Genomic DNA, 16606 nt, shown 5'->3' with positions numbered 1-16606 from the left:
GATGTGGTTCAGACCAATGCCATCGCCAATGCTGCCACACCGAAACCGCTCAGGGAAAGGACTGTTTCCAAAGCCGTCCAGGTTTTCAGCGTCTGGGTCACGGTGAGGCCGAAATACCGCGACACGATCCAGAATCCGCCGTCGTTCACGTGCGAGGCGATGATCGACCCGGCCGAGATCGCGACCACCAGAAGGGCCAATTGTGCTTGCGAATAATGCAGTTCCATCACCGTGGGCGCGACGATGCCGCTCGTGGTCACGATCGCGACCGTCGCGGAACCCTGGGCGATGCGCATGCCGCAGCTGATGATGTAGGCCGCCAGCAGCACCGGAAGCCCGGCGTCGCCCAGCGAACCGGCGACCGCCTTGCCGATGCCGGTGGCGGACAGCACCGCGCCGAAGAACGAACCCGCGCCGACCACGAGGAGAATCATCGCGACCGGGCGCAGCGCGCTGGCGGAAAGCTGGGCCAGGTCCGCGCCGCTCATCCCGCGGCGGCGGCCGAGCAGCCACGACGCGAGCAGGGTCGCGATGGTCAGCGCGATGGCGGGCGTGCCGAGGAACGCCGCGATACCGGCGCCGGTGGAGCCCTTGGGCAGCAGGATGCTGCCGAACGTGCCCACGAGGATCAGCACCAGCGGCACCGCGATGATCCCGCTGACCAGCTTGAGCGACGGCGCGGGGCCTTCCTGCTCTCCGTCTTCCCCGGCGAGCTGCGCGAAGTCCTCGGCCAGCGGCACGTTCACGCGCTTGCCGATCCACGTCGAGTACAGGATGCCGCCGATGAACCAGGCCGGGATGCCGCAGACCGCGCCCATCAGGATCAGCCAGCCGAGATCGACGTGCAGCAGCCCGGCCGCGGCGACCGGACCCGGGTGCGGCGGGATGAAGGCGTGCGTGATGGAAAGCCCGGCCAGCAACGGCATCGCGTACAGCACGATCGACCGGCCGCCCTGTTTCGCCGCCGCGTAAACCAGCGGCGCGAGCACGAAAATGCCGATGTCGAAGAACACCGGAATGCCGAAGATCAGCCCGGAAAGCCCCATCGCGAGCGGTGCGCGTTTCTCGCCGAACGTCCGCAGCAATGCCGAGGTGAGCACGCGCGCGCCGCCGGATTTCTCCAGGATCGAACCGAGCAGCGTGCCCAGCCCGATGATCGCCGCGATGTGCCCGAGAATGCTGCCGAAGCCCTTCTCCAGCAGCGAATCGGACGTCTTCTGCGCGGTGCCGACCAGGGTGCCGACCGGCACGCCCGCGGCCAGCGCGGTGAGCAGGCCCACCACGATCAAGGCGATGAACGGTTCGACCTTCACCTTGATGATGAGGAAAAGCAGCACCGCGATGGACACCGCGGCCAGCGTGAGCAGACCGGCCGTGCTGGTCTGCAGCCAGTGAATCATCGTCGACTCCCGGGATGGCGAAGGGAATGCCCGGCGAGCGCGCCGGTGGGGGACCCGTCTTCGAGCGCGGCGACGCCGTTGACGAAGACGTGGGAGAGACCCGCGGCGGGCTGCCGAGGGTTGTCGAACGTCGCGGTGTCGGCGACCGTGTCCGGGTCGAACAGCACCAGATCGGCTGCGAAACCGGGACGGACGAGGCCCCGGTCGGACAGCCCCAGCCGCCGTGCCGCGCGCCCGGTGAGGTGCGCGACGCAGTCGGCCAGTTCGAGAACGCCCAGTTCGCGGACGTAGCGGGCGAGGTACCGCGGGAAGGTGCCCCAGGCCCGGGGATGCGGCCGCGCGCCGACCAGCAGGCCGTCCGAGCCGCCGGTGTGCGTGCGGTGCCGCATGATGGCTTGCACGTTCTCCTCGTGCCCCACGTGCATGAGGCAGGACGTGCCGAGCTTTTCGTCGATCAGCGTGTCGAAATACAGGTCTGCCGGGGGTTTCCCGGCGGCGCGCGCGGAGGCGAGGACGCTGTGTCCCACCAACGCGGCGTTTTCCTCGCGGCGGACACCGTTGATTTCGATGGCGTCCCAATCGATGGGCACGCCGTGCGCACCGTCCGAACCGGACTCTTCGATCTCGGCGCGGATGCGTTCGTGAGTGTCCGGATCGGACAGCCGGGCGAGCGTCGGCTCCAGACCGCCTTCGGTGGACCAGCTCGGCAGCAGCGCGGACAGATAGGTCGCGCCGGGCAGGTACGGGTAGGTGTCGAGCGTGATGTCGCAGCCGTCGTCGAGCGCGTTGTCCAGCAGCCGCAGCAGATCCGGCGCTTTGCCCTTGTTGACCGAGAAGTTCATCGTCGCGTGCGCGAGGTGCAGCGGACAGCCGGAGTGCCGGGAGACGTCGACCATCTCCGCGAACGCCTCCAGCGCGCCCGCGCCGTAGCTGCGGTGGTGCGGGCTGTAGTAGCCGCCGCGCTCGCCGACCACGCGGCACAGCTCGACCAGTTCCTCGGTGGTCGCGTACATCCCGGGCGTGTAGGTGAGCCCGGACGACAGCCCGAACGCGCCTTCCTCCAACCCGGTCGCGATCAGTTCCTGCATTCGCGCCAGCTCAGTGTCGGTGGCGGGCCGGTCTTCCCAGCCCACCACCAGCATCCGCACCGTGCCCTGCGGGACGAGGTACGCGGCGTTCGTCGCGATGCCCTGGTCGAGCCGGTCCAGGTATTCGCCGACCGAACGCCAGTTCCAGTCGAAGCCCGCCGGGTCGTCGTTCCATCCGGCCAGCTGCTGGCGCAGGCTCGCGAGCACCTCGTCGTCGACCGGCGCGTAGGACAGGCCGTCCTGGCCCAGCACCTCGGTGGTCACGCCCTGGCTGATCTTCGCCAGGTGCTCCGGGTTGGCGAGCACCTGCAGGTCGGAATGCGAGTGCATGTCGACGAAGCCGGGGGAGAGGACCAGCCCGGTCGCGTCGAGCACGCGCGGCGCGGTCAGCTCTCCCGGCGCTGCGACGTCGGCGATGCGGTCGCCGGCGATCCCGACGTCGCGGATTTCCAGCGGGGCCCCGGTTCCGTCGGCGACTCGGGCGCCGCGGATCACGAGATCCATCAGAACCACGTCCGCACGAAATCGACCACCGTCTCGCCGTCGGCATCCACGACCGGCAGCAGCGACCACTTGTCGAACGTCGTGCACGGATGCGACAACCCGAGTCGCACCCAGTCACCGACCTCGACCGGCGAGCCTTCGGGCAGTTCGAGGAACGCGTGCTGGTCGTTGAGCTTCAGGACGGCGTGCCCGGTCAGTTCGGTGACCACGCCGTCCTTGCGCAGCAGCTGCGGCTCCGGCATGCCTTCGTCGTACGGCAGATCGCGCTTGCCCGCGGTGAGCAGCGCCAGCTCCGGCGTCGGCTTCGACGTGACCTGCGCCCACGCGTGCAGCGCCGGACGGAAGCTGTCGACGCCCGCGATGCGCGGGTGTTCGCCGAGCGGCGAGATCTCGCGGTAGAAGCCGTCGTCGTGGGTCAGGTACGCGCCGCTGCGCAGGATCGGGACCACTTCGAGACCGTCCGGCCACGGCTTGGTCAGCTCGTCCACGACGCGGTCGAAGTACGCGCTGCCGCCCGCGGTGACGTACACCGGACCGTCGGCGAGCAAACCCTTTTCCGCGAAGGTGATCGTCGCGTCGCGCAGAGTGTCCACATAGGAACTGATCTTCGCCAGCGCCGCTTCGTCGGTGTGGTGCGAGAGCGCACCTTCGTAGCCGCCCGTGCCCCTTAGCCGCAGCACTGGGCTCTTCGCCGCGGCCTCGGCAACGGCAAGCGCGGTCGCGGCGTCGCGGACACCGGTGCGGCCGCCTTCGCCGCCCAGTTCCACCAGCACGTCGACCGGCCGCTCGGCGCCGGCGAGCGCTTCGGTCATCAGCTCGACGCTGCGCACCGAGTCGACCCAGCAGACGAACTCGAAGTCCGGATCCGCCGCCAGCTCGCCGGCGAGCCAGCGCAGCGCGGACGGGTCCACGAGCTGGTTCGCCAGCAGGATCCGCGGCACGCCGAACGCGCGGTAGATCCGCACGTGCCCGGCGTTCGCCGCGGTGATGCCCCACGAGCCGTGCTCCAGCTGCCGCGCGAACAGCTCCGGAGCCATCGTCGTCTTGCCGTGCGGCGCGAGCGCGATCCCGCGTTCGGCGCACCAGCGGGCCATGGTGGCGAGGTTGTGCTCCAGCGCGTCCGCGTCGAGCACCACGAACGGACCGAAGAAGCCGTCGTCGAAGAGCTTCGCGCGGCGGGCCGCGGCTTCGTCGAGCGTGAGCCCGGACAGGGCCGGGGGGAGGGCGCGGAAGCGCCAGTCGATCCGTTCGCCGCGCCCGGCTCGGACGGCGGCGGTGAGAGCGGCGTTGCTGTTCATCTGGGACCTCGGTTGCGTATCTTGCAACGGACGTTGCGCAAAATGCGTTGCCTAGGTGTAGCATCCGGGTGGCCACAGGTCAACGGGGAAGGAACGTCAGTGACCAGCAGTCCGACAGCGTCGCCTGGAATACCGCCTGAAGTGCTCTGCATCGGCGAGTCGATGGCGTTGTTCGTGCCCGCCGAACCCGGCCCGCCGGACGAGGTGCGCACCTGGCTGCGCACCGTCGGCGGCGCGGAGTCGAACGTCGCGTGCCACCTGCCCGCCCTCGGCGTGCGCAGCGGTTGGGTGAGCGCGGTCGGCGACGACCCGTTCGGCCGCGCGCTCGTCCGTGAGATCGCGGCGGCGGGCGTGGACGTCCGCGGCGTCGTGGTCGACCCGACCCGCCCGACCGGGCTGTATGTCAAGGAAAGCGGCGCGGGCGGCAGTCCGGTCCGCTACTACCGCACGGGGTCCGCCGCGTCCGGCATGGGCCCGGAGCTGGTGTCCACATTGGACTTCTCCGGCGTTCGCGTGCTGCACCTTTCCGGGATCACGCCCGCGCTTTCGGACAGCTGCCTCGCCCTCGTCCGCGCACTGCTCGACCGTCCGCGCGGCGACCTGCTCGTGTCCTTCGACGTCAACCACCGCCCCGCGCTGTGGACCGGACGCGACCAGTCGGTCCTCGCCGAACTCGCCGGGAAGGCCGATCTGGTGCTGACCGGCGACGACGAGGCCGAACGTGTGTGGGGCACCGGCGATCCGGCAGAGCTGCGCGCCCTCCTGCCCGGCCCGCGCACGCTGGTGGTCAAGCACGGCGAACGCGGCGCGACTCTTGTCGAGGGCGCGGCCGAACCACTTTTTTCGCCCGCGCTCCGGGTGGACGTTGTCGAGCCGGTCGGCGCGGGCGACGCCTTCGCGGCTGGCTTCCTGGCCGCGACATTGCGCGGAGCCGACCCGTTGACGAGGCTCCGGCGCGGGCACCTGCAAGCTGCCGCGACCCTGTTGACTCAAGACGACGTCGGCGTGCCGCTGGCCGAGGCCGTCGTGACGGAACTGGTGCGGGCGGACGCCGACAGCTGGGGTTCGGTCCGGCTCACCGGAGAGGGAGTGGTGGCCACGTGAGCCAAAGTCTCGACCGCGCGCTGACACTGCTGAGCGGCCTCGCCCGCGGGGGCAAGACACTCGACGAACTGGCCGAAGAGATCGGCGTGCACAAGACGACCGTGCTGCGGCTCCTGCGCACCCTCGAAGCGCACCATTTCGTGCGCCGCGAAGGGACCCGGCACTACCGGCTCGGCAGCGCGCTTTTCGACCTCGCCAACCAGGCGCTGGAAGACCGCGACGTCCGGCGCAGCGCGCACGACGCGCTGGCCGCGCTGAACTCGCGCACCGGGCACACCGTGCACTTGGCGTCCTATGAGGACGGTGAGGTGGTGTACATCGACAAGTTCGAGGGACACCACGCGGTCCGGATGTATTCGCGGGTCGGCAAACGCGCGCCGCTGCACTGCACCGCGGTCGGCAAGGTGCTGGTCGCGGCGATGCCGAGGGCGAAACGCGAGGAGATCGCCCGCTCGATCGACTACGTGGTGCTCACCGCCAACACGATCACCACGCCCGAGGCGTATCTGGCCGAGCTGGACCAGGTCGCTGAGCGCGGGTACGCCGTGGACAACGCCGAGCACGAGGACTTCATCCACTGCATTTCCGCGCCGGTGCGCGGCGCGGGCGGCGAAGTGCTCGCCGCGGCCTCTATGTCGGTGCCGAAAGTCCTGCTTGACTATGAAGGGCTGCTGGCGCTCGTGCCCGAGCTGCTGGCCGCCGCCGAAGAAGCTTCCGTCCACAGTGGATGGACGGGGAACGGAAAGGGGCAATGATGGGCAAGACGGCGATCACCAGCGAGAACGCGCCGAAGCCGCCGGCGAACTTCTCGCAGGCCGTCCGCAAGGGGAACATCCTGCAGATCGCCGGCTCGGTCGCGTTCGACCCGGCCACCGGCGCGATCGTCGGCGACGACATCGCGAGCCAGACCCGGCAGGTGTTCAAGAACCTGACCGCGCTGCTCGAAGAAGCGGGCTCGAGCTTCGCGGACGCGGTGATGGTGCGCGTGTACCTCACCGACACCAGCCACTTCGCCGCGTTCAACGAGGTCTACAACGAACTGATCGGCGAAGCCCCGTACGCGGCCCGCACCACGGTGTACGTCGGGCTGCCCGCCGGGCTGCTCGTCGAGATCGACGTGCTCGCGGTCCTCGACTGACGGTGCTCGTGGTCCGTGAAGGGCTCCTTGAGGGAATCAGATTCCCCCAAGGAGCCCTTCACGGACAGTCAGGTCAGCCGAGCACGCTCGTGTACGCGTTGATCGCGGGTTGGCCGCCGAGGTGCGCGTACAGCACGTTCGAGTCCTTCGCGATCTCGCCGGTGCGCACGAGATCGATCAGCCCGGCCATCGACTTGCCCTCGTACACCGGGTCGGTGATCATGCCTTCCAGCCGCGCGGCGGTCCGGATCGCGTCGAGCGTCCGCTCGTCCGGAATCCCGTAGACGCCCGCGTGGTAACGCTCGTCGAGTTCTGGTTCTTCGACCGGCCCGGCCTCGATCAGCTCCGCCGTGCGCTTCGCGATCCGCCCGATCTGCTCGCGCGTCTCCTCAGGCTTCGCCGACGCGTCGATCCCCAGGATCCGCCGCGGCTTCCCGCTTACGGCCGCGCCGGCGATCATCCCCGCCTGCGTGCTGCCGGTGACCGAGCACACCACGACGGTGTCGAAGAAAACGCCGAGTTCGCGTTCCTGCTCTTCCAGTTCCAGCACCCAGTTCGCGAACCCGAGGCCGCCGAGCCGGTGGTCCGAGGCCCCGGCCGGGATCGCGTACGGCGTGCCGCCGTTCTCCTCGACCTCCGCCAGCGCGCGCTCCCAGCTTTCCTTGAAGCCGATGCCGAACCCGGCGTCGACGAGCCGGACGTCCGCGCCGAGGATGCGCGACAGCTGGATGTTGCCGACCTTGTCGTGCAGCGGATCGTTCCAGTCGACCCAGCTTTCCTGCACCAGCACGGCTTTCATCCCGGCCCGCGCCGCCGCGGCCGCGACCTGCCGCGTGTGGTTCGACTGGACGCCGCCGATCGAGACGAGCGTGTCCGCGCCCTTGGCGAGCGCGTCGGCGACGAGGTATTCGAGCTTGCGCGTCTTGTTGCCGCCGTAGGCGAGGCCGGAGTTGAGGTCCTCGCGCTTGGCCCAGACGGCCGCGCCGCCGAGGTGTTCGGTCAGCCGCTCCAGCCGGTGCACCGGGGAAGGCCCGACGAGCAACGGGAAACGGGGGAAATCAACCAGGGTCACGCGTCCTCCAGGAGGGCTTCGAGGTCGGTCCAAATCGTTGAAGTGAGCTGCGCGGCGGCCGCTTCGTCGCCGGCTTCGAGCGCGGCGATGAGTTCCTCGTGCCGGGCGACCGAACGATGCGCGGGCAGCGAGCTGAACCGCGCGTATTCGAGCCGGCGCAGCAACGGCGTGTACCGGTCGAGCGTCGCCGCGACCGCCCGGTTGCCGCACGCGCGCACCGGGATGTCGTGCAGTTCGTCGTCCGCTTCGATCGCCTTGCCGACGTCTCCCTCGGCGACGGCCGCGCGGAACCGGTCGTTGGCCTCGCGCATTTCCGCGAACTGCCGCGGGCCGAGCCGGGCTTCGCGCACGGCCAGCTCGTGCAACGCCCGGACGAGCCGCACCGCGTCGCGAACGTCGCCCGCGTCGAACTCGGCGACCCTCGTGTAGCTCTGCGGCTTCGACACGACCAGCCGGTCCTCGGCCAGCCGCAGCAACGCCTGCCGGACCGGGGCGCGGGACAACCCGAGCTGCTCGGCGAGGTCGGCGTCGCGCAGGGGAGTGCCCGGCGGGAGGCTGCCGTCGATGATGGCGTGCCGGATCCGCTCGTACGCCTCGTCGCGCAGCAGCGGCCGGGAGACCTTGGGGAGTGCACTCACATCTAACATGTTAGATGTCGGCGGTCGGCGGGGGCAACCACTCGGAGCCGCTGAGATCCGCTGGTTCCCCTGGGGCTCCGTTCGGGCGGCTGTGCTGTGTCCGGGTTTCCTCGGCGGCCGTAGAAGTCCGTGAAGGACTCCTTGAGGGAATCCAATTCCCTCAAGGAGTCCTTCACGACCGCTGGTCCCCGCGGGGTCTCTCGCGACCAGCCGCCGGTTCGGGAGGGTCGCCTTCGCGGACTCTGATTCCTCAGGGCGGCCTGCACCGGCTTTCGGGGAAGCGGGTCGGCGGCCCGGGTCGCTGTGTCCGTTTCTCCGAAACGGCGAAGACCCGCCCGGCGATGCCGCGGGACGGGTCTTCGGACAGCTCTCGGAGGCGGGTCAGTAAACCGGCCCGGTGTACTTCTCGCCCGGCCCCTGGCCCGGCGGGTCCGGCACGACCGACGCCTCGCGGAACGCCTTCTGCAGCGACTGCAGCCCGTCGCGAAGGGGCCCGGCGTGCAGGCCGAGGTACTCGGCGGAGGCGGTCACGAGCCCGGCGAGCGCGGTGATGAGGCGGCGCGCCTCGTCGAGGTCGCGGTGCGGCGAGTTCTCCGGGTCGGCGTGGGAGAGGCCGAGGCGTTCGGCCCCCGCGGACAGCAGCATGACGGCGGCGCGGCTGATCACCTCGACGCTCGGGATCTCCTCGAGCCTGCGGTCGTCGGGGGAATACGGGGGCGGTGGCGAAGGTTGTTCAGACACGTCTGGTACCCTTCCATGTGCGACCAGCTCCCGAGCGATCGGGGGCGGCAAGTGGAGCCCCGCTCCCACCCGCGTCACCGCCTGAGGTGTCCGGGTCCGGTCTCGCCGAAGTGGTGCACTGCCGTCCGGGCAGCGTACTGCGGAGGCGAAGCGTTCGGCCGTCCGGCCGGGCGCGATCGGAGACAGAGCGGGCCCCGTGCACCGGCAGCAGCCGGCGACGGGGCCTGAATCGTGTGGGCACCAGGTCGAACGAGAAAACATCACTCGGACCAAGGAGGCCCCATCAGCTCCGAGACACGCATCAACGACCGCATCCGGGTGCCGGAAGTCCGGCTCGTCGGCCCCAACGGCGAGCAGGTCGGCATCGTCCGGATCGAGGATGCACTGCGGCTGGCGCAGGAGGCGGACCTCGACCTCGTCGAGGTGGCCCCGCAGGCCCGCCCGCCGGTGGCCAAGCTCATGGACTTCGGCAAGTTCAAGTACGAGAGCGCCCAGAAGGCCCGCGACTCCCGCCGCAACCAGCATCTGACCGTCATCAAGGAACAGAAGCTGCGGCCGAAGATCGACCAGCACGACTACGAGACCAAGAAGGGTCACGTGTCGCGGTTCCTGGCGGCGGGCAACAAGGTCAAGGTCACGATCATGTTCCGCGGTCGCGAGCAGTCCCGGCCGGAGCTCGGCTTCCGGCTCCTGCAGAAGCTCGCCGACGACGTCACCGAGCTCGGCTTCGTGGAATCGTCGCCGAAGCAGGACGGACGCAACATGATCATGGTGCTGGCCCCGCACAAGAACGTGAAGCCGAAGGCCGCGAAGGCCGAACCGGCTCCCGAGGCGTAGCGCGCCCCGGCGCCGACCAGCACAGTCAGCGGCACACCGGGTTTTCCGGTGTGCCGCCGCACGGAAGAGGACGAACAACCATGCCGAAGATGAAGACGCACAAGGGCACGTCGAAGCGGGTCCGCATCACCGGTTCGGGCAAGCTGCGCCGCCAGAAGGCCGGCCGCCGCCACCTGATGGAGAAGAAGTCCAACCGCCTCACCCGTCGTCTCGAGGGCACCACCGAGGTCGCCCAGAACGACGTCAGCCGAGTGAAGCGCCTGCTCGGCCGCTGAGGCCCGCACCCTTTCCCGACCACCCCGGGGTCCCCGCACCCCCCGAATTCGACAGGATGGACCAGTGGCACGCGTCAAGCGGGCGGTCAACGCCCAGAAGAAGCGTCGCGCGACTCTCGAACTGGCCAGCGGTTACCGCGGCCAGCGTTCGCGGCTGTACCGCAAGGCCAAGGAGCAGACGCTCCACTCGCTCAACTACGCCTACCGCGACCGCCGCGCGCGCAAGGGTGACTTCCGCCAGCTGTGGATCACCCGCATCAACGCGGCCGCTCGCGCCAACGGCGTCACCTACAACCGGTTCATCCAGGGCCTGAAGGCCGCCGGTGTCGAGGTGGACCGCAAGATCCTCGCGGACCTCGCGGTCAACGACGCCGCCGCCTTCACCGCGCTCGCCGAGCTCGCCAAGGCGAACGTCACGACCGGCGAAGCGAAGTCGGCCTGACCGGCAGCATTTTCCGGCCCGGGGCGGATCCGTTCACCGAACGGACCCCCCGGGTCGTTGCTGCGCGCAAACTGACCCGGCGCGCAGAACGAGAGAAAACCGGCCGTTTCCTGGCCGAAGGGGTCAACGCGGTCACGTCGGCCCTGGCGCACGGCACGGTCCACGAACTCTTCGTGACCGAACGCGCCGCCGCCGCGCACCCGTCCTTGGTCGAAGCGGCCCCCCGCGTGTCGCCGATCACCGAACGCGCCGCCGCGGGCCTGTCGGAAACCGTGACCCCGCAAGGCATCGTCGCGGTCTGCTCGCTGGTCGACCGTCCACTGGAGACAGTTCTCGCCTCGGCCCGCCTGGTCGTGGTCCTGGTCGACGTCGCCGAACCCGGCAACGCGGGCACCGTGATCCGGGTAGCCGACGCCGCCGGCGCCGACGCGGTCGTCCTGGCCGGCGACACGGTCGACCCGCACAACGGAAAAAGCGTCCGCGCCGCCGCGGGATCGACGTTCCACGTCCCGCTGGCCCGCGCCCGCAACATCCCGGCAGTCCTGACCGCCCTCCGTGCGGCGGGCCTGCGCACCCTCGCCGCCCACGGTTACGCGTCGGCCTCGCTGGAGACCGTGCGCTTCGGAGACCCGGTGGCGTGGATCTTCGGCAACGAGGCACACGGCCTGCCCGAGGACGTCCTCTCGTCGGTCGACGAAGCAGTCCGGATCCCGTTGTACGGCAAGGCGGAAAGCCTCAACCTGGCCACCGCCGCCGCGGTCTGCGTCTACACCGCTGCGATGGCCGCGCACCGCTGATCCGGCTGGTTCTCCGGCACGCCTGCCGGACCGGCGGCCACCCCAACTGACGGCTCCCTGCATGGATACGCGCCACCCGGGTTCGCCGGTCGCGTCTCGCTCGGAGAGGATCCGCTGTGGTCCGGGCCAGGGCTTCGAGCTGATCGTCGAAGACCTCCCGGCATTGCCGGTCCCGCCGCGCGATGCGATGGCCCCGCAAGGTGGTGGCGCTGGCGGCCCCCGTTGCAAGGCAGCCGCGCATCTTCGATGGCTTCCGGCTGCTGCCACACCGGCTGGCTGACGCGGACCAGGACGCCTGGCTTCCCCCGCCGTCGGGGTTCCGCCTTGTCACTGCAGAAAGCCGCACCGGGAGAGGGTTTTCGGGCGCGCCGGGCTTGGTGTCGTCGGCACTCGCCGAATCACCGCCCACCCTCGGCCGCCGAACGAGCCGCACCGCGCTTCCCGCCCGTCGATCCTCACACTCCGCGGTCCTCTCGCCGATCACTTCGGGCGTCGTCCAGCCCAGCGCAGTCCGTCACGCGCAACGGCACCCATCCCAGCCCTCCTTCGCAGGCACCCGGAAGCGCCTTCGCCGCAAGCCGGTCGCGCGGCAGCACTCACCTGATTCGCTGACCACCGTTCGGGTCCTCGGCGACGGTCGGTCGTGATCACGGGGCGGATCCGGCGCGGGCGCTCCGGAAGCGGAGGGTGAGCGGCCAGGCCCGGCACCCGATCCCCTAGACTGAGCTGCCCGATGTGCACGTGCGGCGGCATGCCCGCGTGCCGCCGACAACACCAGTCCCAGCGGGACGCCGAGGAGTCATGTCCGGAGCCACAGAACAGCCGGTCGACGTGCTCGCACCGGAGACCCTGCGCGCGGCGATCAAGGCGGCCGAGGACGCCTTCGCCGGCGCGGCCGACCTGGACGCGCTCGCCGCCGTCAAACCGGCCCATCTCGGGGACCAGTCGCCGGTGCTGCTGGCGCGCCGCGAGATCGCCGCGCTGCCGAAGCAGGAGAAGGCCGACGCGGGCAAGCGCGTCAACGAGGCCCGCCAGGCGGTGCAGTCCGCGTTCGACGCGCGCCGCGCCGCGTTGCAGGCCGAGCGCGACGAGCGCGTGCTCCGCGAGGAGGCCGTCGACGTCACGCTGCCGTGGGACCAGGTCCCGCGCGGAGCCCGGCACCCGATCAGCACGCTGTCCGAGCGCATCGCCGACGTCTTCGTCGCCATGGGCTACGAGGTCGCCGAAGGGCCCGAGCTCGAGGCGGAGTGGTTCAATTTCGACGCGCTCAACTTCGGCAAGGACCACCCGGCGCGCCAGTTGCAGGACACGTTCTACGTCGGCGAGGAAGGCTCCGGCTTGGTGCTGCGCACGCACACCTCGCCGGTGCAGGCCCGCAGCCTGCTGCACCGCGACCTGCCGGTGTACGTCGTGTGCCCGGGCCGCACCTACCGCACCGACGAACTCGATTCCACGCACACGCCGGTGTTCACCCAGGTCGAGGGCCTCGCCGTCGACAAGGGCCTCACCATGGCGCACCTCAAGGGCACGCTCGACGCGTTCGCCCGCGCGATGTTCGGCGAGAGCTCCAAGACGCGGCTGCGCCCGCACTTCTTCCCGTTCACCGAGCCGTCGGCGGAGGTCGACGTCTGGTTCGAGGAGAAGAAGGGCGGCCCCGGCTGGGTCGAATGGGGCGGCTGCGGCATGGTCAACCCGAACGTCCTGCGCGCGTGCGGCGTCGACCCGGAGGTCTACTCCGGCTTCGCGTTCGGCATGGGCATCGAGCGGACCCTGCAGTTCCGCAACGGCATCCCGGACATGCGCGACATGGTCGAAGGCGACGTCCGGTTCACCCTTCCCTTCGGAACGGAGGCGTAGTGCGAGTCCCGGTGAGCTGGCTGACCGAGCATCTCGAGGTGGATGCCGACGTCACGCCGCAGGACCTGGCCGACGCCTTCGTGCGGATCGGGATCGAGGTCGACGAGCTGAGCGAGCTCGGCCCGGTGACCGGCCCGCTCGTGGTCGGCCGCGTCGCGGAGATCGAGGAGCTGACCGGCTTCAAGAAGCCGGTGCGGTTCTGCCGCGTCGAGGTCGGCGAGGAACCCGACCCGGAGCCCGACGACGCGGAACTGTCCGAAGAGGACGAAGACGAGGACGACGGCCCGCTCGAGAACGAGGGCCCGCACGGCATCAAGACGCGCGGCATCGTCTGCGGCGCGAGCAACTTCGCCGAGGGCGACCTCGTCGTGGTCGCCCTGCCGGGCGTGGTCCTGCCGGGCGATTTCGAGATCGCCGCGCGCAAGACGTACGGCAAGATCAGCGACGGCATGATCTGCTCGGCGGCCGAACTCGGCCTCGGCGACGACCACAGCGGCATCCTCGTGCTGCCGCCGGGCACCGCGAGCCCGGGCGACGACGCGAAGGAACTGCTCGGCCTAGACGACACCGTCATCGAGGTCACGCCGACCCCGGACCGCGGCTACGCGTTGTCGATCCGCGGCCTGGCGCGCGAACTGTCGAACGCGCTCGACGTGCCCTTCGGCGACCCGGCGATGCTCGACAACTTCCCGGAAGCCGAGGGCGAGGCGTGGCCGGTCCGGGTCGAGGACCCCGAGGGCTGCCCGCGGTTCGTGCTCCGCCGCGTCACCGGTCTCGACGCGACCGCGCCGACGCCGTGGCGGATCCGCCGCCGCCTGATGCTGGCCGGCATCCGGTCCATCTCGCTCGCGGTCGACGTCACCAACTACGTCATGCTCGAACTCGGCCACCCGCTGCACGCGTTCGCGACCGGCTCCATCCAGGGCGACCTGGTGGTCCGCCGCGCGAAGGCGGGGGAGAAGCTCACGACGCTCGACGACGTGGAGCGCACCCTCGACGCGGACGACATCGTGATCGCCGACGACAGCGGCGTCATCTCCCTCGCCGGCACGATGGGCGGCGCCAGCACGGAGATCACGCCGGAGAGCACGGACGTGCTTCTCGAGGCGGCGCACTGGAACCCGGCGTCGATCAGCCGCACCGCGCGCCGGCACAAGCTGTTCTCCGAGGCGGCGAAGCGGTTCGAGCGCTACACCGACCCGGCGCTGTGCGCGGCCGCGGTGGAACTCGCCGCGCGGCTGCTGCGCCAGTACGGCGACGGCGCGATCCGCCCGGGCCGCACCGACGTCGGCGGCGTCGCCCCGCACGCCCCGGTCACCATGCCGATCAACCTGCCCGACCAGGTCGCCGGCGTCCGCTACGAACGCGGCGTCACGGTCCGGCGGCTCGGCCAGATCGGCTGCAAGGTCCAGCTCAGCACGAGCGACCAGGGCGTCGGCCTCGTGACCGCGACCCCGCCGAGCTGGCGCGGCGACCTCGTGCAGCCCGCCGACCTCGTCGAGGAGGTCCTGCGGCTCGAGGGCTACGACAGCATCCCGTCGGTCCTGCCCGCCGCGCCCGCGGGCCGCGGTCTCACCGACGTGCAGCGCCGCCGCCGCGCGGTGTCCGGCGCGCTCGCCGAGGCGGGCTACGTCGAGGTGCGCCCGTTCCCGTTCATCGGCGACGCGGTGTGGGACGCCTTCGGCCTGCCCGAGGACGACATCCGCCGCACCACCGTGCGCGTGCGTAACCCGCTCGAAGCCGACCACGACCGGATGGCGACCACCCTCCTGCCGGGCCTGCTGGAGACGTTGCAGCGCAACGTTTCCCGCGGCCTGAAGGACGTGTCGCTGTTCCACGTCGGCCAGGTCGTGCTGCCGAAGCCGAACCAGCTCAAGGTCCCGGACCTCGGCGTCGAGCACCGCCCGAGCGACGAGGACCTCGCCGTGCTGGAGGCCGCCGTGCCCGCGCAGCCGGTGCACGTCGCCGTCGTCCTCAGCGGCCAGCGCCCGCGCGCCGGCTGGTGGGGCAAGGGCGACCAGGCCGGCTGGGCCGACGCCGTGCAGGCCGCGCGCCTGGTGGCCGAGGCCTCCGGCGTGCAGCTCACGGTGCAGGCCGCCGACCTGCTGCCCTGGCATCCGGGCCGCTGCGCCCAGCTGCGCGTGGGCGACTGGCCGGTCGGCCACGCGGGCGAACTGCACCCGAAGGTCGTCGAGGCCCTCGGCCTGCCGCCGCGCACGGTCGCCATGGAACTCGACCTGGACGCGATCCCGCTGCCCGACTCCCGTCCGGCGCCCAACATCTCGGCCTACCCGCCGGTGCTGCTGGACGTCGCCCTGGTCGCCGGCACGGACGTCCCGTCCGCCGACCTCGCCGACGTGCTCCGCGAAGGCGCCGGCGAACTGCTCGAGGAGATCACCCTCTTCGACGTCTACACCGGCGAGCAGCTCGGCGAAGGCAAGCGTTCCCTGGCGTACAAGCTCCGCTTCCGCGCCGCGGACCGCACCCTCACCGTCGACGAGGCCACCAAGGCCCGCGACGCCGCGGTCGCCGCCGCCGGCGAGCGCTTCGGAGCGACGCTCCGCGCCTGATCCGATGCTGTCCCCGCCCCGCGCTCCGGCCACCGGCCGGTCAGCCGGGGCGGGGGAGCGCTGGTGTCATGGCATCCCTCCTTTCTGGTGCCGCGATTTCACTTCACTAGAGGTGCTTCATCGCCTCCCGGGTGGACAACGGGGACAGCCCCGGGTGCGCCCGGACGAACGCGCGGACCCACTCCGGCTCGGCACGCGCGTGATCCCGCAACGCCCAGCCGATCCCCTTGCGCAGAAAGAAATCCCGATCGTCGAGGTTCGCCTCGATCGCGTCCGCGAGCAGCTTCTGGTCCACCTCGCCCTTCGCGCTGACCTGACAGATCACGGCCGTTCGCCGGCGCCAGCGATCGGCGTCTGTCATCCAACGCCGCAGAACCGGCGTGACCGCCGCCCGGTGCTCGCGCAGGATAGGCCCGACCCGGCGGATCGCGACCTCGTCGACGTAGTCCCACCACGCCCCGGTGACGATCAGCTCGTCGTACATCTCCAGCAGCTCCGGGTCCTGCCACTGTCGATAGGCGCGGTGCCCCGAGAGGTCGATCGCCGCGTACCGCTCCTCGCGATACTCCGCCTCCCGCCACAACGCGAGCACGGTCTCGGCGTACGTCACTCGATCGGGCAAAACATGCTCGGCCAGAACCGCCTTCATGAGCTTGCCGCGCGGCGGTTTCGGCACGCCGCGGAACGGCATCGCGGACTTCATGTACGCCTGCATTTCCGCTGCTTTGACCGGGTCCGCCAGCTCGGCCAGCCCGGTTCGGACCGCCGTGCGCAACGCTTCGCCCGCCTCCATCGAGGACCACCTCCGTCGTCTCGGATCCCGACGATCGGGGGACAGCGCGGCT

At 70.6% G+C, this 16606-nt stretch carries 16 protein-coding genes; 9 read left to right on the top strand and 7 right to left on the bottom strand.

Annotated features, from left to right (window positions below; translation table 11 throughout):
- Positions 1-8 precede the first annotated feature (8 nt).
- Genes SSMG_RS22315 through SSMG_RS22305 form a run of 3 tightly spaced genes read right to left on the bottom strand, consistent with a single transcriptional unit; the run spans position 9 to position 4290 of the window.
- Positions 9-1400 carry a GntP family permease gene (locus SSMG_RS22315; RefSeq protein WP_009079632.1) on the bottom strand — a complete coding sequence of 464 codons (1392 nt, stop codon included), beginning with the start codon at positions 1398-1400 and terminating at the stop codon, positions 9-11.
- Positions 1397-2992, bottom strand: coding sequence for an amidohydrolase family protein (locus SSMG_RS22310; protein WP_037714498.1), 1596 nt, complete (start codon positions 2990-2992; stop codon positions 1397-1399). The genes SSMG_RS22315 and SSMG_RS22310 overlap by 4 nt, the downstream gene beginning before the upstream one ends.
- Entirely contained in the window at positions 2992-4290 is a 1299-nt protein-coding gene (locus SSMG_RS22305; RefSeq protein WP_009079629.1) for an amino acid deaminase, read from the bottom strand. The genes SSMG_RS22310 and SSMG_RS22305 overlap by 1 nt, the downstream gene beginning before the upstream one ends.
- A 99-nt stretch (positions 4291-4389) precedes the next feature.
- Between SSMG_RS22305 and SSMG_RS22300 the strand changes: the two genes are divergently transcribed.
- Genes SSMG_RS22300 through SSMG_RS22290 form a run of 3 tightly spaced genes read left to right on the top strand, consistent with a single transcriptional unit; the run spans position 4390 to position 6532 of the window.
- A complete protein-coding gene (locus SSMG_RS22300; RefSeq protein ID WP_286156970.1) occupies positions 4390-5394 on the top strand; it encodes a sugar kinase in 1005 nt (334 codons plus the stop codon).
- Complete coding sequence (locus SSMG_RS22295) at positions 5391-6149, top strand: IclR family transcriptional regulator (RefSeq protein WP_009079625.1); 759 nt, start codon at positions 5391-5393, stop codon at positions 6147-6149. Before SSMG_RS22300 ends, SSMG_RS22295 begins: the two co-directional genes overlap by 4 nt.
- The gene (locus SSMG_RS22290) at positions 6149-6532 is read left to right on the top strand and encodes a RidA family protein (protein ID WP_009079624.1); all 384 of its coding nucleotides are present in this window, start codon (positions 6149-6151) and stop codon (positions 6530-6532) included. The genes SSMG_RS22295 and SSMG_RS22290 overlap by 1 nt, the downstream gene beginning before the upstream one ends.
- 73 nt (positions 6533-6605) lie before the next feature.
- Here SSMG_RS22290 and SSMG_RS22285 read toward each other — a convergent pair whose 3' ends face one another.
- The 3 genes from SSMG_RS22285 to SSMG_RS22275 form a co-directional block, all read right to left on the bottom strand.
- Positions 6606-7604: a 1-aminocyclopropane-1-carboxylate deaminase gene (locus tag SSMG_RS22285; RefSeq protein ID WP_009079622.1), complete on the bottom strand. Its 999-nt coding sequence runs from the start codon at positions 7602-7604 to the stop codon at positions 6606-6608.
- A complete protein-coding gene (locus tag SSMG_RS22280) occupies positions 7601-8251 on the bottom strand; it encodes a GntR family transcriptional regulator (RefSeq protein ID WP_009079620.1) in 651 nt (216 codons plus the stop codon). The genes SSMG_RS22285 and SSMG_RS22280 overlap by 4 nt, the downstream gene beginning before the upstream one ends.
- A 372-nt stretch (positions 8252-8623) precedes the next feature.
- Positions 8624-8983 carry a DUF1844 domain-containing protein gene (locus SSMG_RS22275; protein ID WP_009079618.1) on the bottom strand — a complete coding sequence of 120 codons (360 nt, stop codon included), beginning with the start codon at positions 8981-8983 and terminating at the stop codon, positions 8624-8626.
- A 231-nt stretch (positions 8984-9214) separates the two neighbouring features.
- Between SSMG_RS22275 and infC the strand changes: the two genes are divergently transcribed.
- The 6 genes from infC (at position 9215) to pheT (ending at position 15761) form a co-directional block, all read left to right on the top strand.
- Positions 9215-9820: a translation initiation factor IF-3 gene (gene infC / locus SSMG_RS22270; protein ID WP_009079616.1), complete on the top strand. Its 606-nt coding sequence runs from the start codon at positions 9215-9217 to the stop codon at positions 9818-9820.
- Between the two features lie 80 nt (positions 9821-9900).
- Positions 9901-10095, top strand: a complete 195-nt coding sequence (gene rpmI, locus SSMG_RS22265) for a 50S ribosomal protein L35 (RefSeq protein WP_009079615.1) — start codon at positions 9901-9903, stop codon at positions 10093-10095.
- Positions 10096-10159: 64 nt separating this feature from the next.
- Entirely contained in the window at positions 10160-10537 is a 378-nt protein-coding gene (gene rplT / locus SSMG_RS22260; RefSeq protein ID WP_009079612.1) for a 50S ribosomal protein L20, read from the top strand.
- Complete coding sequence (locus SSMG_RS22255) at positions 10534-11334, top strand: RNA methyltransferase (RefSeq protein ID WP_009079611.1); 801 nt, start codon at positions 10534-10536, stop codon at positions 11332-11334. The genes rplT and SSMG_RS22255 overlap by 4 nt, the downstream gene beginning before the upstream one ends.
- An 801-nt stretch (positions 11335-12135) precedes the next feature.
- On the top strand, positions 12136-13191 hold the full coding sequence (pheS, locus tag SSMG_RS22250; RefSeq protein WP_009079609.1) for a phenylalanine--tRNA ligase subunit alpha: 1056 nt from the start codon (positions 12136-12138) through the stop codon (positions 13189-13191).
- Entirely contained in the window at positions 13191-15761 is a 2571-nt protein-coding gene (pheT, locus tag SSMG_RS22245; protein WP_009079608.1) for a phenylalanine--tRNA ligase subunit beta, read from the top strand. Before pheS ends, pheT begins: the two co-directional genes overlap by 1 nt.
- A gap of 106 nt (positions 15762-15867) precedes the next feature.
- Here the strand turns inward: pheT and SSMG_RS22240 are convergent, their stop codons facing one another.
- Positions 15868-16554: a DNA alkylation repair protein gene (locus SSMG_RS22240; protein WP_009079607.1), complete on the bottom strand. Its 687-nt coding sequence runs from the start codon at positions 16552-16554 to the stop codon at positions 15868-15870.
- Between the last annotated feature and the right edge of the window lie 52 nt (positions 16555-16606).

Source organism: Streptomyces sp. AA4 (genome assembly GCF_000158875.1).
GTDB lineage: Bacteria > Actinomycetota > Actinomycetes > Mycobacteriales > Pseudonocardiaceae > Amycolatopsis.
Note: the sequence above shows the minus strand (reverse complement) of the source record. Positions and strands in the feature narration are given on the sequence as shown.